Below are 16,277 nucleotides of genomic sequence, written 5' to 3' on the forward strand. Positions count from 1 at the left end.
GTGCAATTGGGACAAGAGGGGAAATTCGATATTTGGATGACGCCGATAAGGGTGAAGTGACAGCTACCGTAAACCGCTTAGACTCTCGATAATGCCCCTACCCGGGGCGCCGGCATAAAGGAGAAGAAGTAGATGGCTGATCCATCAGGAGCGTTTCCCCGGATTCCGCAAGACGTCGCCCTCCAGGTCAAGGCGAAGATCGAAGACCTCATGGAGCACGCGACCATTGCCGCCAACCAAGGTCTGTCGGCAGTCGAGGAGATCGTCGCGGCCGGCGCACACAGCGGTACCGCCGCGATCGTCTCGCAGCAGAAGGCGATCGAGATCAACACCGACCTCACGCGGATCATTCACGGCTGCACCGAGCTGTCCCACAAGCTGGGTATCTCGGTCGCGCAGTTCGCCCAGCACGATCACGACGCGAGCAGTCAACTCCAGGCGATCACGCCGTCCTGATCAGCCGTCGACAATCAACAGCCATTAAAGGGATAGGAAGACAGATATGTCGGACCCGAACACAATCACTTACCAGGCCGGGGCGATCGAGCACGCAACCGGCACCCTTCAGTCGGCATCGGCGTCACTGGAGCAGTGCAAAGCAGATCTGACGAACGTCAATGCCCTGCTGGCCAGCCATATGGGCGGCCAGTACCACTCGGCGTACCAAGAAGCGATGCTGCAGATCGAGCAGCCGCTGCAGCACTTGGCCGAAGTAGTGGGTCAGCACGGCCAGGTGTTGAACTCGATCACCGCCGACGCGTTGGCATTGGACGCCTCGCTCGCTGCGGGGTGACTTAGGAAGCCAGGCTGGGGCGCACGCGAAAGCTTGCGCCCCAGCGGCTTTCGCGCCCCAGTAGCTTTTTAAGGGACGATTCGTGTTGACCACCACCGTCGATGGCTTGTGGGTACTGCAGATACTCACCGGAATCGAAACACTTGCCCCGGAATTGGGGTTGCGGTCCATCCGACCGAGCGCCGAGACACGCGAGGCGGCGCTGGCCCATAGGGTCGCGGCAGATCTGCGACGCGCCGGCGTGATCGACGAGGCGGGCAAGGTCGACGGCCATGTCGTCGAATGGCTGACGGTGCTTTCGCGACGCGATGTCGCGTTGCTGATCAACGTGCGCACCCCGGACAACGCGACGGCGCTCACCAGGGCGTTGCTGGGGCGCTTCGCCGAGTGGTGGGTGATCATGGAGCGCTCCGAAGACCTGATCCGCATCGGTGGCGCCGGAACGTCGACCGCCGAAGGTGCCGCCAACGCGGTGATCCGGGCCCAGATCGAGCGACTGTGCGGCATTCATGAACCGGCGCCGCTGCGACCGGTGACACTCGACGTCGATGCCATGGAGGAAAAGGCAACCAGCCGGCAGGCGCTGGACGCCTTTCTGGCGAGTCAACGCTTGGACCCCGATCAACTTCAGATCCTCAAGATGGCCGCAGATGCCGACCGATCGGCCCAGGCCGGGATCGTCGCGATTCAATCCGGCTTGGCGCTTGCCGGACCAACGCGGGCCCATGTCGAAGACAGCGCGGTCACCATCATCGACACCCCTGAGGGGCGGATCGTCGCCGAGCACGAACCGTCCGGCGGCAAAAAGTGGATGATCCTGGCGCCGGGCACAACCAGCAACATCACCGCCGCGGTCAACCGGATGATGCGGCGACTTCCCGCCAATGATGAATGGTTTTCTTATCGAAAGGTCGTGTAAGTGAGCGGTTCCGCACGCGTGTTAGCATCGGCATCGTGACAAATCCGTGGAACCCGAATTCACCGGAGCAAGCCCGGCAATCGCCAAGACCGCCGGCGGGTCCGCGTCCCCAGCATCCCGATTCGGTGTCGGAAACACTGCGCATCTCCGATATGGTCACCCCGCGCAAAATTCCACCTGGTTCGGGCTGGCGCAAGTTTCTATATTCCGCATCTTTTAAAACCATTAATCTCGGCGAATCACCGGCGGAGCGGCATTACCGAGAATTGCAGGGACGGATCCGCCGCCACATCCGCAAGCAGTACGTCGTCGGGGTGGTCTCGGGCAAGGGCGGCGTCGGCAAGACCACGATGACAGCCTGCATCGGTGCGGTATTCCGCGAATGCCGGCCGGAGAACGTGGTGGCCATCGACGCGGCGCCCGGTTTCGGGACGCTGGCCGGCCGGATCGACGAGTCCCCGCCGGGCGACTACTCGGCCGTGTTGAACGACACCGATGTCCAGGGTTATGCCGACATTCGGGAACACCTGGGGCAGAACAGCTTAGGGCTCGATGTGCTGGCCGGGAACCGCGCGTCGGACCAACCACGGCCGCTCGTCCCGTCGATGTTCGCCGGGGTGCTGTCTCGGCTGCGCCGCACGCACAACGTGATCGTCGTCGACACCTCCGACGACCTCGAGCACCCGGTGATGAAGGCCGTCTTCGACGCCTGCGACACGTTGGTCTTCGTGTCCGGTCTGACCGCTGATACCTCGCTGCCGGTGACCCGCGCCATCGACCTGCTGCGGTCAATGGGTTACCACGAGTTAGTGTCGCGCAGCATGGTTATTCTGAACGACAGTCGCGACAAATACGATGCCGACGCGCGCGCATATCTCACCGAACGATTCGGACAATCGGGCGCGACTGTCGAATTCATGCCGTTCGATCCGCATTTGGCTAGAGGTGGCATTATCGATACCCGTCACGAATTGCAAAAGAAAACGCGACTTCGGCTATTCGAGATCACTGCGGCGTTGGCGGACAAATACGTTCCGGACGCCGATAGGCCGCGCTAATGCCAAAGGTCGCATTCCCGGCGCGTTGCGCAGTTGCGGTGGTATGTGGCGAACACCTTGTGTCGCAGGTGTACCCGGCGTCGGTGCCGGTCGAGGTGTTCATCGACAACATCGTCGAGTTGCTCAACGATGAACTCAAACGACGAGGCCTGACCGGGCTCGAATCCGGAGTCGGCTACGAATTGCACAAAGCCAACGGCGTGCGACTCGACGTCACCAAAACTCTCGACGAACTCGGCGTTGAAGACGGCGCCACGCTGGTGCTGGTGCCCGCGGTCGAAGGCGACTCCTTCGAGCCGCAATACGAGTCGTTGTCCACCGGCCTGGCCCGCGTCGGCAAGAGACTGTTCGAACCCGTCACCGCCGCCACCGCGGCGCACACCTCGCTGGCCATCCTGGCCATGGTCTCAGCGGCGGTGCTGGCCATGGCGGTGCGTAACCGCCTCGCCGGCGATTCGATGGTGCCCAGCATCGTCACTGGCGGGCTCGGTCTGCTCGCCATCGGTGGTGCCGCGGCGGCGGCCCGCTGGTGGCCGCATCGGGCCGACTTGATCGGCGGGTTTGCCTGGATTTCGGTACCGCTACTTGCGGTGAGCCTGGGCGCGGGCGCGCCCGGCGCCGTCGGTGCAGCGCACCTGTTCATCACGGCGCTCGCGGCGGCGATGCTCACCTGCGGGGTCGCCGTGCTGACCGGGCGTTACATCAACGTGGCGGCGACTGCGGTGACCCTGTGCGCACTCGGTGGAGTCATCGCCGCGGCGCGGATGTGGCGACCGGTTCCGGCCCAATGGCTGGGGATGTGCACGCTGGTCATCCTGCTGTTCTTGCTGACGCTGTCGCCCACGATCGCACTGTGGTCGGCAAGGATCCGGCCGCCGTACTTCGGCTCGGTCACCGGGCGCGACCTCTTCCGGCGCAGCGCCGGCCTACCGGTCGACGCGGTGTCACCGGTGGACGAGGCCGCCGAGGAGGAGATGAGCCCCGACACCACGCCGCGCGGGGCGCAGATCGCGGCGGCCGCCGTCCGCGCCAACAACGTGCTGACCGGAATCTGCGTGGGCGCGAGTCTGGCGCTGCCGGCCGCGGTGTGGGCCACGCTGATGCCAGGGCATCACCGCAGTGGTTACGCGGTAGTGCTGTCGGGGCTGTTCGTCCTCATCTTCATCAGCCGGGGCCGGGCGTTCGCCGACAAGCGGCAGGCCATCGCACTGGTGGTCGGAGCTGCCGCGGCGACGTGCGTCGGCGTCATCAAATACGTCTGGCACGCGCCGGCGACGGCGTCCGACGCGGTGCTGTGGGGCGCGCTGCTGCTGGCCGGATTCGGTGCCGCGGGTTTGGTGGCGGCCCTGCTGGTGCCGATCACCAGGTTCACCCCATTGGTACGGATGATCGCCGAATGGCTGGAGATCGCGGCGATCATCGCCGCGCTGCCGCTGGCCGCGTGGATCGGCGGGTTGTTCAACTGGGTGCGCATGCGATGATGCATCCGTTGGCGCCGCGGCGGACCTCCGCCCTCGTTCTCGTCGGCCTGCTGGTCGCCTTGCCGTCGACTCTGCCTGCAGCACAAGCGATTCCGCCGCCCGCCGTCGACCCAGGCCGGGTTCCCCCGGACGGCAAGCCCGCGCCGGAAGCGCCGATGCGGCAGAGCAACATCTGCGCGCGGACCATCACCGTCGCCGAGCCGAATGTGGCCGTCACCGCGCCGGGGTTCACGTTGCTCAACGTCAGCAAGGCGTGGCAGTACTCGACCGGTAACGGTGTGCCTGTCGCGGTGATCGACACCGGAGTCAACCCCGGCCCGCGACTGCCGGTGGTTCCGGGCGGCGACTACATCATGGGCGGCGACGGGTTGATGGACTGCGACTCGCACGGCACCGTGGTGGCATCGCTGATCGCAGCCGCGCCGCAAGGCATTCCGATGCCCGCCCCGATGCCGGCCGCCCCCGCGTTCCCGCCACCGGCGGGTCCGCCGCCGGCCGTTGGAGCACCACCACCTCCCGGTGGACCGCCGCCGCCGATCGCGCCGCCGCCGCCACCATCGCCGGTGACGATCACCGAAACCAAACCCGCTCCTCCTCCGCCGCCGCCACCGCCCCCGCCGGACGAACCGTCCAACGGGCCCGGCGACCCGGTACCCGGCGGTGCGCCGGACGACCCCGAGGTTCCGCCGCTGCCACCGGGGGCGCCGGACGGTGTGGCCGGGGTGGCACCGCACGCGAGGATCATTTCCATCCGCCAGTCCTCACGGGCCTACGAACTGGAAAGGCCGAGCGGAGGCGACACCGAGGCCCGCAAGAAGGCCGGCACCATCGCAACGCTGGCCAGCGCGATCGTGCACGCGGCCGACCTGGGCGCCAAAGTGATCAACGTCAGCGTCACCGCGTGTGTGTCTGCGGCAGACCCGTTGGACCAGAGCGCAATTGGCGCGGCGGTCTGGTACGCCGCAACCGTGAAGGACGCGGTGATCGTCGCGGCAGCCGGTAACGAGGGCGAAGACGAATGCGCCCAGAACCCCGGCTTCGACCCGCTGGACGCCGGCGACCCGCGCGACTGGCATCAAGTCAAGACCGTGTCGTCGCCCTCGTGGTTCTCCGACTACGTGCTGTCCGTCGGCGCCGTCGACAACACCGGCGCTCCGGTCAGCAAGAGCCTGTCCGGGCCGTGGGTCGCCGCCGCGGCACCCGGCGTCGGGATCATGGGGCTGTCCCCGCAGACCGGTGGGCCGGTGAACGCCTACCCGCCGATCCGGGCGGGCGAGAAGAACATGCCGTTCTGGGGTACCAGCTTTTCGGCGGCCTACGTCAGCGGCGTGGCCGCCTTGGTGCGGGCCAAGTATCCGGCGCTGACCGCGCATCAGATCATCAACCGGGTTCTGCAGACGGCGCACAACCCACCGCGCGGCGTGGACAACCAAGTCGGCTACGGCGTGGTGGATCCGGTCGCGGCGTTGACCTTCAACGTGCCACCCGGGGACCGCGTCGCGCCCGGCGCCCAGAGCCGGGTGATCGTGCCCGCCGCGCCGCCGCCGCCACCGGATCACCGGGCCCGCACCGCGGCACTGGTGTTCGCCGGGCTGGTGATCGCCGCGGCGTTGATCGCCTCCCTCGTCGCGCGGGCACGGCGAGAGCGATGACGGCCACGACCCGGCTGGCGATCATCGTCGGCGTTCTCGCCACCGGCCTCATCGGCTGGACGGTCGCCGGATACCCGGGCGCCGCAGTGGGTTTGGTGATCGGGGTGGCGGCCGGCGTGATCCGCTGGTGGCGTCAGCCGGCGTGGTCGTGGTGGACACTGTGGCGGCAGCGAGGCCGGGCGATCACGTTGAGCGAACCCATCACGGTGGCCAACGACCGTGCCGGTGGTGGTGTCCGCTATCAAGACGGCGTGGCGGTGGTGGCCGTGCAGCTACTCGGCAAGGCGCACCGGCCAACGCTGTTCACCGGTTCGACGACGACCTACACCGAGAACACCGTCGACATCGCCGAGTTGCTGCCGCTGCTGCACCAGAGCCTGAGGTTGTCGATCGATTCGCTCAGCGTGGTCAGTGTCGGCGCCCGGCGGCGCAGCAGCGGCGACTACCCGCGGGTCTACGACACCCTGATCGGCACGCCGCCGTACGCCGGGCAGCGAGAGACCTGGCTGATCGTGCGGATCGTGTCGATCCCCAATGCCGGTGCGCTGCAATGGCGTACCTCGGTCGGCACCGCGACGCTGGCCGCGGCCCAGCGGATCAGCGCCGCATTGCGACAGCACGGTATTCGGGCGAAGGTCGCGACGGCCATCGACATCGTCGAGCTGGAGCGGCGGCTGGGGTCGTTGGCGTTGAGCGCGCATCACCAGCGCTGGCGTACCGCGCGCGGCGAAGGCGGCTGGCTGACGTCGTACTGGTACCGGCCCAACGACATCACCGCGGAGAACCTGGAGCACGCATGGGCGCTGCGGGCCGACGGAGTCATCCAGAACATCACGGTATTCGGCGACGGCAGCATGACGGCGACGGTGACCGTGCGCACCGCTCAGCCGCCGACGGCGCCACCGAGCGTGATGCTCAAGACGTTGCCGGGTGAGCAGGCCCGCGCCATCGCGGCCAACCTCTGCGGGCCGATGCCGACGTTGCACGGCCTCCGTCGCGGTGTACTGGCTGCACCGCTGGTGATCCCGATCGGGCCGTCGGGTGTGCTGCTGGGCAAGGTCGACGCCGGCAACCGGTTGATGCTGCCGCTCGACGACCCGGGTGAATTCAGTCGCGTGCACATCGCCGCGCAGGACGCGTTGGCCAAGCGAATTGTGGTGCGGCTGGCCGGCGCCGGCGAGCGGATCACCGTGCACACCCGTGACTATCAGCGCTGGGCCAGCGTTCGGATGCCCGACATCGCGGTGGGCAGCGAAGTCAGGCCGATGGCCGGCACCACGATCAGCGTGGTCGACGGGAGCATCACTCCCTCGCCGCGGCCGAGCACGCTGATCTCCGTCGGCGAGCCGGGAACGCCCTATCGGGGGTCGGCCGATGTGCTCATCACACAGATCGGCCCGGCGACAGTCGATGTGACGGCGGCCGGACAACTGCATACGGTGGAGATCGAGTTGTTCCGCGCCGAGAATCGTTACATCTCGTCGGAGCCGACGAGCCTGAGGACGTCCGAGCTCGAATCAGTGGAATAGGAAATGACCAGCAGCAATACCACGGCCGCCGCGCGCAAGCGGTTCGACCAGGCCATGGCGTCATTCGAGACCGACCAGCGCGGTGCCCTGGGGCGGTTTCGTGAGGCCACTGAAATCGATCCGTCGATGGCCGACGCCTGGCTGGGCAGGATCGCCGCCGGCGACGAGGAGCTGTCGTCGCTGCAGCAGCTCTACGCCTACGGCGCGCGGTTGCACCGCGAGACCAACCGGCTCGGCGTCCGGCTGTCGGCGTCGATCAAAGCCGGGCCGTATCTGGCCATCTCGGTGACCGAGTCGTCTCATGCGGGGCTGGCGCTGGCGAGTGCGCTGATCGACGACGGCCAGTTCGAGAAAGCCGAAGCGCTGCTGAAGGATTCGGCGCTGCTGGACACCTGGGAGAACCACCAGTGGCAGCAGTATGTGCGCGCGTACCTGATGTTCGCCACGCAGCGCTGGCCGGACGCGATCTCAGTGGCAGCCACCGTTCTGCCGCCGCAGGCGATCATCATGTCGGCGGTCACCGCAGCCACCAATGCGCTGGCCGCGCACGCCGCGGCCCATCTCGGGCAGGCGCGCGTCGCGCTGGACTGGGCGGATCGGGTTGATCTGCGCGCCGGAGGTTCGGTAGAAGCCCGGCGCCATCAGCTGACCGACACTGCGGTGACGGCGATCGACCCGAACGAATTCCCCTTGATTGCAGCCGATCTCGCCTACGTACGCGGAATGGCACACCGCCAGCTCGACGAAGAGGACAAGGCACAGATCTGGCTGTCGAAGGCAACCATCAACGGTGCGCTGATCGAACCGGCCAAGGACGCGCTGGCCGATCAGCAACTGCAACTGGTGGTCACCGACGAGGAAACCATCAGCACCCGCAGCAACAAGTGGGACGTCACCACTGAGCGGTCCGCGTCGGACCGTCGTGCAGAAGAGAACGAGGGGCGGCGCGAAGAGCTGCTGACCGAAGGCCGGGCCCTGCTCAACAACCAGGTCGGGCTGAGTGAAGTCAAGCGCGCGGTCGCCGAAATCGAAGATCAGATCGAAGTCCGGGCGCTGCGGATGGCCGCCGGATTACCGGTGACAAACCAGACAAACCACATGCTGCTGGTGGGCCCGCCCGGTACCGGTAAGACCACCACAGCCGAAGCACTAGGCAAGATCTACGCCGGGCTGGGCATCGTGCGCCATCCGGAGATCATCGAGGTCAAACGGGCCGACTTCTGCGGCGAGCACATCGGGGCCTCGGGCCCGAAAACCAATGAGCTGATTGCCCGTTCGCTTGGCCGCATCCTGTTCATGGACGAGTTCTACTCGTTGGTCGAGCGTCATCACGACGGGCGGCCGGACATGATCGGCATGGAGGCGGTCAACCAGCTGCTGGTGGCACTGGAGGTGCACCGGTTCGACTTCTGCTTCATTGGGGCCGGATACGAGAAGGAAGTCGACGAATTCCTCACCGTCAACCCGGGTTTGGCGGGCCGGTTTAACCGCAAGTTGCGGTTCGCGTCCTACGCTCCCGACGAGCTGGTCGAGATTGCGGTCCGCTACGGCGAACCGCGGGCGACGGTGATCGAACCGGCCGCGCGCGAAGCGCTGAACATGGCCTGCAAGGCGTTGCGGGCTTACCTGGCGCCGGACGGCACGCACGGGATCGACGTCATGCAGAACGGACGTTTCGCCCGCAACATCGTCGAGCGCGCCGAGCGGTTACGGGACTCCCGGGTGGCGGCCCAGAACCGCACCGACCGGGGCTCAGTGACGGTCGAAGACCTGGAAACCCTGCGCACCCAGGACATCGTCGCCGCGGTCACCAACGCGTGTGCGGAAAAGCACGTGCCGATTCAGCCCTGAGCGACTTCGCTAGCCAGGGGTGACCGGGTCGAACCGGAAGACCGCGATGCGGCCGGCGAGCGCTTCGAACTCGTCGGGTGTGCCGTCGAGGACCATTCCCGAACTCTTGGCGAAGGAGACGCCGACCGGGACCTCGGATGGGTAAACCCTGAGTATCGGGCGAGCTTGTGCCGCAGTCAGTTCCACGATCCGGACCGGCCGCGACCGGCGGCCTTTGCTGAGCGTGCCGGTGCCGGCCGCCCGGGCGTTGGCGGCCCAGTCCGCACCGGGATACCCGGCCACGACATAGAGATCACCGTCGACCTGGAACGGCGTCATCGGCGAGCTGCGCGGCTTGCCGGACTTGCGGCCGGGCACCGTCAGCACCATGGCGGGCCCGGTCGGCACGCCGAGTTTCTGCACCGCCATCAGCAGCTTGTTCATCGGCTTGAGGTAACGCGGTGGACGTGGATCAGACATGGTTGGCTCCTTGCTATTTCGTGAACAGGTGACGGTGATCGGAGACCCACTGGGCGAACGGCGTTGCCGGCTGGCCGGTGATCTTTTCGATTTCACGGGTGACCAGCGCCGGCTTGTCGACGGCGTCGGCCAGCATCGATGTGTACGCGTCGGCGAACTCCGCACCCAGGCCGATGTCGATGAAGCGCTGACGCACCGCGTCGGGCGGGGCCTCGAGGTAGCGCAGCGGACGACCGAGCACCCTACCGATGACGTCGACCAGCTCCGTGTTGGTGAACGCCTGCGGCCCGGTCAACGGGATCCGCTGGCCAACAAGCTCATCGGTCAACAACGCGTGCGCGCCCACCGCGGCGATGTCGGCCTCGGCGATCGGAGCGCTGGACGACTGGGCATAGGGCCCACCGACGACGTTGCCGGCTTGAATCTGCGCGCCCCACATGCCGGCGAAGTTGGTCGCGAAGACCGTGGGCCGCAGGCTGACCCAGTCCAGGCCGGAGTCGACAGCCAACTGCTCAACTTCCCAGTTGCGGTCGCCGCGCACCCGCGACGGCTGCCGCGAGAAGTCGTCGTCGGCGTTGATCGCCGACAGGGCCACCAGCTTCCTCACCCCGCTGTGCCGCGCGACGGCGACGACGTGGGCGAGGTGATCGCCGAGGGCCCGCGAATTGAGGAACACGCTCGACGCCCCGGGCAGGGCGTCGATGATTGAACCCACCGCCTCGACGCCGTCGGGGAATCCGGCGGCCTTCGGCGTGCGGGTAACAGCCCGCACCCGCGCACCCGCGGCGGCGAGCAGCGATACCAGCGGGTGGCCGACATTGCCGGTCGCTCCGGTTACAACGATGGTCATGGTGTCCTCCTGGTCAGCGTTCTTTTCTTCAAGGACGGACCGGGGGATGGGAAAGTTACAAGCAGCACGTGTAACTTTTCGCCCACGAAGATCGTCGTGAATACATGAGCCAACCGCAGTCCGACGACCAGGTCACCCAGGCCTGGCGGCGGCATCGCCCGTACCTGGTCAACCTGGCATACCAGATGCTGGGTGACGTGGGTGAGGCCGAAGACGTTGCGCAGGAAGCATTTTTGCGGCTGTCGCGCGCCGACATCACCGCGATCGACGATGTCCGCGCCTGGCTGACCGTGGTTGCGGGCCGGCTCTGCCTCGATCAGGTGCGTTCGGCACGATCACGTCACGAGCGGCCCGAGGACATCGGTTCAGAGGTGGCTGCCGTCAACCAATCCGGTCGCCTCGATCCGGCCGACCGGGTCACCCTGGACGACGAGGTTCGCACGGCGTTATGGGAGGTGCTGCGCCGACTGAGCCCCGCCGAGCGGGTCTCGTTCGTGTTGCACGACGTGTTCGGCGTGCCGTTCGACGCCATCGCCGAAACGGTCGGCCGCCCGGTGGGCACCTGCCGGCAACTGGCACGACGTGCGCGGACGAAATTCACTCTGGCACAACCGAAGTCGGGCGAAGTGTCAACGACCGAACACCAGCTGGTCACCGAGCAGTTCATCACCGCGTGCGCCAACGGCGATCTGCGGGCGCTGGCCGCGGTGCTCGACCCGACGGTGTGGGGAGTCGGCACCATTCTTGCCGACCCGGCTCCGCCACCGCAGGTCAACCACGGCCCTCACGACGTCGCCGTCAACCTGCTGCGCTACCTGGGGCCCGGCGCGACGGTGGTCAGCGGTCCGGCCGGCCAGCCCGTGCTGCTGGCCTTCGCCGAGCGACGGCTGTTCGCCGTCATCGTGCTGACGATCGGCGATCATCTGGTGACCAAGATCGAGGCCACGGCTGACCCGTCGGCGCGTGCCTAGCGGGGTGGCCGCGGGCTTTCCGGCCGCGCGGCGAAGAACCCGGCGATCGTCGCGGAGATCTCCAGGAATGTGCTCCGCGTTCTACGGGCCAGCTCGCTTTTCACGTCGATGACGCCGCCGGGCCGCAGGTGCGGGTCGAAGGGCACCTGCACCACCTTCTGGCCGCGTTGGACAAACTGGTGCGCCAGCGCCGATCGGTGGCGCTTGTCCGAATGACCGTCGGAGTCGTTGAGCACCACCACGGTGCGGTTCAGCAGGCCGCCGCGGCCGTGCGCCGCCAGCCATTCCATCGTCTGCGCTGCGGCACCGGCGCCGTCCGCCCATGGCGACGACACCACGATCAGCGCGTCCAGGTCGCTCAGCGCCTCCTGGGTCACCGGCGCGTCCATCGTGGAGCCGCAGTCGATGATCGCGATCGTGAAATGGCGGTCGAGCCGCGAGGTGGCCTCGCGGTACAGCGCGGGATCGAGCACCCGCCGCGGCCCGGCCGTCGGCTCCCCGGCCAGCACGTACAGGCCCGCCGAATTGCTGCCGACGCGGCTGCTCACGTCGGCGAAGGACCGAAGGTCTTTGTCGGCGGCGATCTCCCAGTACGAGCCGTTGGTCCGCGGGTCGATTCTGCTGCCGAGCCGGCCGAATGCGGTGTCGGCGTCGATTGCCACGACGCGGTCCTGGCGGCGAAGCTCGGCGAAGATCGAGCCCACGCTGGCGGCCACCGTGGTCTTACCGACGCCACCCTTGCCCAGCACCCCGACTTTGTAGTTCCCCCGCAGCGTCGCCCCGATGGTGGCTTCGTTGGCCGCGTCCTGCTTTTCACGCGCCGACGGGCCGAGGTTCACCAGACCGAAGGTGGCGCGGTAGGCGATGCGGCGCCAGCCGGATCCAGGGCCGGGCCGGCGCTGTTCCGGCTCTCTCTGGGGCGCGAAGTCGAGATGGCTCCACGACGGCCGCTCAGACGGGCGCGGGAGACCGGGCCGCTGGGGCGCGAAGTCGCGGTCACTCAACGACGGCCGCTCGGCCGGGCGTGGGGGAGCGGGCGGCCGCGGCGGGGCCGGGAGGGGCTCGCGGGTCTGCGGGCGTGGCGGCGGTTCGGCCGGCACGCTCTGCGGTGCGGGACGCAGCCGGTCGCGCAGGAAGTCGTCAGGCTCGTTCATGAGCTCGTAGAACGCGACACTACGCTGATGCGGTGGGCGGCCAAGCTCATGGATTTCATCGTAGGGCCGCCGAGGCCGGCCCAGCGGCACGATTCCCGATCCCGCAGGTCAGGGGCGTCGGGCCGATGCCGCCGCCGAAAAAATATCGGGCAACTTTTGCGCGGGCTCCGCCGATGCCCGGTTCCGTCGTCCCGTATCCGCGGTGTCAGGCGTTCGACGAGCCCGTAGAGCCGCGCTGCCACGCCTTTTGGTGACCTGCGTCACCCGTTGCGGGGGTTGGTTGTGAGGCGCGCGGGTTGTCATGACTTCGTCAGACCGCCGTCACAGCAAATTGTCCGTACGTCCAAGGCCATGACCGGAACCACGTCTAACCCGTCGAAACGGGCGCCGTCGCATCCAAATCCTTTGTGGCACAAATCGACCGGGCCGGCTGCGGTGTGCAGGACATCACAGTGCGACAGCACCGGCCACCCACGGGTTAGAATGGGTCAAGTTGGCATGTCAGGCTGGTTTTGTCATATCGTTTTACGACTTGTCGAAAACCGGGAACAGGGCCACCGTTCAGCGCCGTACGGATCCTCCCCAACCGGAGCGTCGTTTCAGGCGAGCAGCACCTCGACAGGACCGAAGCGGCCTAGCCCGCAGCCCGCGGGGCGCGGCCGCCAACGGAGCGATTCGTGAATGCTGCGGCAGAAAGTATTGGTGAAGGGTCAGGTGGGAATGGCGCCCAACCGCGTCGGGCTCTACAACCCCGCATTCGAGCATGACTCGTGCGGGGTGGCCATGGTCGTCGACATGCACGGCCGCCGCACCCGCGACATCGTGGATAAGGCAATCACCGCGCTGGTGAACCTCGAGCACCGCGGTGCCCAGGGCGCCGAGCCGCACAGCGGTGACGGTGCCGGCATCCTGATCCAGGTTCCCGATGCGTTCATGCGCGACGTGGTCGACTTCGACCTACCCGAGGCGGGCAGCTATGCCACCGGGATCGCGTTCCTGCCGCAGTCGTCGAAAGAAGCAGCCGCCGCCTGCGCTGCGGTCGAGAAGATCGTCGAAGCCGAGGGCCTGCAGGTGTTGGGCTGGCGCGAGGTACCCACCGACGACTCGTCGCTGGGCGCGCTGTCTCGCGACGCGATGCCTACCTTCCGCCAGGTGTTCATCGCCGGCGCCGACGGCATGCAGCTGGAGCGCCGCGCTTACGTGATCCGCAAGCGTGCCGAACACGAACTCGGCACCAAGGGCCCGGGCCAGGACGGTCCCGGCCGTGAAACCGTCTACTTCCCAAGCCTTTCCGGCCAGACCATGGTCTACAAGGGCATGCTGACCACGCCGCAGCTCAAGGCGTTCTATCTGGACCTGCAGGACCAGCGGCTGACCAGCGCGTTGGGCATCGTGCACTCGCGGTTCTCCACCAACACCTTCCCGTCGTGGCCGCTGGCGCACCCGTTCCGCCGCATCGCACACAACGGCGAGATCAACACCGTCACCGGCAACGAGAACTGGATGCGCGCCCGCGAGGCGCTGATCGACACCGACGTTTTCGGATCACGCGATGACGTCGACAAGCTGTTCCCGATCTGCACGCCGGGAGCCTCCGACACCGCCCGCTTCGACGAAGCGCTCGAGCTGTTGCATCTGGGCGGGCGCAGCCTGGCTCACGCCGTGCTGATGATGATCCCGGAGGCCTGGGAGCGGCACCCGTCGATGGACCCGGCCCGGCGCGCGTTTTACGAGTACCACGCATCGTTGATGGAGCCGTGGGACGGGCCGGCCTCGATGACGTTCACCGACGGCACCATCGTGGGCGCTGTACTGGACCGCAACGGCCTGCGCCCGTCGCGCATCTGGGTGACCGACGACGGGCTGGTGGTGATGGCCTCCGAGGCCGGTGTGCTGGACCTGGACCCGGCGAAGGTGGTGCGCCGGATGCGGCTGCAGCCGGGCCGGATGTTCCTGGTCGACACCACCCAGGGCCGGATCGTCTCCGACGAGGAGATCAAGGCCGAGCTGGCCGCCGAGCACCCCTACCAGGACTGGCTCGACAAGGGTCTGATCCCGCTGGGCGAGCTGCCGCAGGGCGACTATGTCCGGATGCCACACCACCGGGTTGTGTTGCGCCAGTTGGTGTTCGGATACACATATGAAGAGCTCAACCTGCTGGTGGCGCCGATGGCGCGTACCGGCGCCGAGCCGCTCGGCTCGATGGGCACCGACACCCCGGTCGCGGTGCTCTCGCAACGTCCGCGGATGCTGTTCGACTACTTCCAGCAGTTGTTCGCCCAGGTGACCAACCCGCCGTTGGACGCCATCCGCGAGGAGGTGGTGACCAGTCTGCAGGGCACCGTCGGGCCGGAGGGCGATCTGCTCAACCCGAACGCGGACTCCTGTCGCCAAATCACCCTGCCGTCGCCGATTCTGCGTAATCACGAACTGGCCAAGCTGATCAACCTGGACCCCGACGTGGAGGTCAACGGTCGTCGGCATGGCTTGCGGTCCAAGGTGATTCGCTGCCTGTTCCCGGTCGCCGAGAATGGTGCCGGGCTCAAGGCTGCGCTCGACGAGGTGCGCGCACAGACCTCGGCGGCGATCGCCGACGGCGCGCGGATCATCATTCTTTCCGACCGGGAGTCCGACGAGAAGCTGGCGCCGATCCCGTCGCTGCTGGCCGTCTCGGCCGTGCACCACCACCTGGTCCGCGAACGCAGCCGCACCAAGGTCGGCCTCGTCGTGGAGTCTGGCGACGCCCGCGAGGTGCACCACATGGCCGCGCTGATCGGCTTCGGTGCGGCGGCGGTCAACCCGTACATGGCGTTCGAGTCCATCGAGGTCATGCTGGACCGCGGCGCCCTCGAGGGCCTCGACCGCGAGACCGCGCTGAAGAACTACATCAAGGCCGCCGGCAAGGGCGTGCTCAAAGTGATGTCCAAGATGGGCATCTCGACGCTGGCCTCCTACACCGGCGCCCAGCTGTTTCAGGCCGTCGGCGTCGACGAGGACATCCTGGCCGAATACTTCACCGGGTTGACCTGTCCGACCGGCGGAATCAACCTCGCCGACATCGCCGCCGACGTCGCGACCCGGCATTCGCTGGCCTTCCTGGACCGGCCCGACGAACGTGCGCACCGCGAACTCGAGGTGGGCGGGGAATACCAGTGGCGTCGCGAAGGCGAATACCACCTGTTCAACCCGGACACCGTGTTCAAGCTGCAGCACTCCACCCGCACCGGGCAGTACAAGATCTTCAAGGAATACAGCCGGCTGGTCGACGACCAGAGCGAGCGGATGGCCTCGCTGCGCGGGCTGCTGAAATTCCGGGACGGCATCCGCGCGCCGATTCCGCTCGACGAAGTCGAGCCGGCCAGCGAGATCGTCAAACGCTTCTCGACCGGCGCGATGAGCTATGGCTCGATCTCCGCCGAGGCACACGAGACGCTGGCCATCGCGATGAACCGGCTCGGCGGCCGGTCGAACTGCGGCGAAGGCGGCGAGAACGTCGCCCGCTTCGACCGCGAAGCCAACGGCGACTGGCGCCGCAGCGCGATCAAGCAGGTCGCCTCGGC

Annotated in this window: 13 protein-coding genes; 10 read left to right on the forward strand and 3 right to left on the reverse strand. The window is 67.2% G+C overall.

Annotated elements, in window-relative coordinates; translation table 11 throughout:
• Window positions 1-132 precede the first annotated feature (132 nt).
• The 8 genes from VGH54_RS00820 to eccA all read left to right on the forward strand — a co-directional run bounded on the left by VGH54_RS00820 (window position 133) and on the right by eccA (window position 9,283).
• On the forward strand, window positions 133-456 hold the full coding sequence (locus tag VGH54_RS00820; RefSeq protein ID WP_325685524.1) for a hypothetical protein: 324 nt from the start codon (window positions 133-135) through the stop codon (window positions 454-456).
• Between the two features lie 46 nt (window positions 457-502).
• The gene (locus tag VGH54_RS00825) at window positions 503-793 is read left to right on the forward strand and encodes a WXG100 family type VII secretion target (protein ID WP_331510044.1); all 291 of its coding nucleotides are present in this window, start codon (window positions 503-505) and stop codon (window positions 791-793) included.
• Between the two features lie 82 nt (window positions 794-875).
• On the forward strand, window positions 876-1,712 hold the full coding sequence (locus tag VGH54_RS00830; RefSeq protein ID WP_331510045.1) for an ESX secretion-associated protein EspG: 837 nt from the start codon (window positions 876-878) through the stop codon (window positions 1,710-1,712).
• 35 nt (window positions 1,713-1,747) lie between these two features.
• Window positions 1,748-2,770 carry a MinD/ParA family protein gene (locus VGH54_RS00835; RefSeq protein WP_331510046.1) on the forward strand — a complete coding sequence of 341 codons (1,023 nt, stop codon included), beginning with the start codon at window positions 1,748-1,750 and terminating at the stop codon, window positions 2,768-2,770.
• Window positions 2,770-4,251 (forward strand): type VII secretion integral membrane protein EccD, encoded by a 1,482-nt coding sequence (gene eccD / locus VGH54_RS00840; RefSeq protein WP_331510047.1) that lies wholly within the window; start codon window positions 2,770-2,772, stop codon window positions 4,249-4,251. The genes VGH54_RS00835 and eccD overlap by 1 nt, the downstream gene beginning before the upstream one ends.
• Entirely contained in the window at window positions 4,248-5,903 is a 1,656-nt protein-coding gene (gene mycP / locus VGH54_RS00845; protein WP_331510048.1) for a type VII secretion-associated serine protease mycosin, read from the forward strand. Before eccD ends, mycP begins: the two co-directional genes overlap by 4 nt.
• On the forward strand, window positions 5,900-7,432 hold the full coding sequence (gene eccE / locus VGH54_RS00850) for a type VII secretion protein EccE (RefSeq protein WP_331510049.1): 1,533 nt from the start codon (window positions 5,900-5,902) through the stop codon (window positions 7,430-7,432). The genes mycP and eccE overlap by 4 nt, the downstream gene beginning before the upstream one ends.
• 3 nt (window positions 7,433-7,435) lie before the next feature.
• Window positions 7,436-9,283, forward strand: coding sequence for a type VII secretion AAA-ATPase EccA (eccA, locus tag VGH54_RS00855; RefSeq protein ID WP_331510050.1), 1,848 nt, complete (start codon window positions 7,436-7,438; stop codon window positions 9,281-9,283).
• 9 nt (window positions 9,284-9,292) lie between these two features.
• Here the strand turns inward: eccA and VGH54_RS00860 are convergent, their stop codons facing one another.
• Window positions 9,293-9,742: a nitroreductase family deazaflavin-dependent oxidoreductase gene (locus VGH54_RS00860; protein WP_331510051.1), complete on the reverse strand. Its 450-nt coding sequence runs from the start codon at window positions 9,740-9,742 to the stop codon at window positions 9,293-9,295.
• A gap of 13 nt (window positions 9,743-9,755) precedes the next feature.
• Window positions 9,756-10,592 (reverse strand): NAD(P)H-binding protein, encoded by an 837-nt coding sequence (locus tag VGH54_RS00865; protein WP_331510052.1) that lies wholly within the window; start codon window positions 10,590-10,592, stop codon window positions 9,756-9,758.
• Window positions 10,593-10,696: 104 nt separating this feature from the next.
• Between VGH54_RS00865 and sigI the strand changes: the two genes are divergently transcribed.
• The gene (sigI, locus tag VGH54_RS00870; RefSeq protein ID WP_331510053.1) at window positions 10,697-11,563 is read left to right on the forward strand and encodes an RNA polymerase sigma factor SigI; all 867 of its coding nucleotides are present in this window, start codon (window positions 10,697-10,699) and stop codon (window positions 11,561-11,563) included.
• On the opposite strand, the gene VGH54_RS00875 is transcribed toward sigI, so the two are convergent.
• On the reverse strand, window positions 11,560-12,717 hold the full coding sequence (locus tag VGH54_RS00875; RefSeq protein ID WP_331510054.1) for a MinD/ParA family protein: 1,158 nt from the start codon (window positions 12,715-12,717) through the stop codon (window positions 11,560-11,562). The genes sigI and VGH54_RS00875 overlap by 4 nt on opposite strands.
• A 720-nt stretch (window positions 12,718-13,437) precedes the next feature.
• Between VGH54_RS00875 and VGH54_RS00880 the strand changes: the two genes are divergently transcribed.
• Window positions 13,438-16,277: glutamate synthase central domain-containing protein (locus tag VGH54_RS00880; RefSeq protein WP_331510055.1), on the forward strand; the 2,840-nt coding region annotated here is incomplete at its 3' end.

The sequence above is a fragment of the Mycobacterium sp. genome (genome assembly GCF_036488105.1).
In the GTDB taxonomy this organism is placed as follows: Bacteria; Actinomycetota; Actinomycetes; order Mycobacteriales; family Mycobacteriaceae; genus Mycobacterium.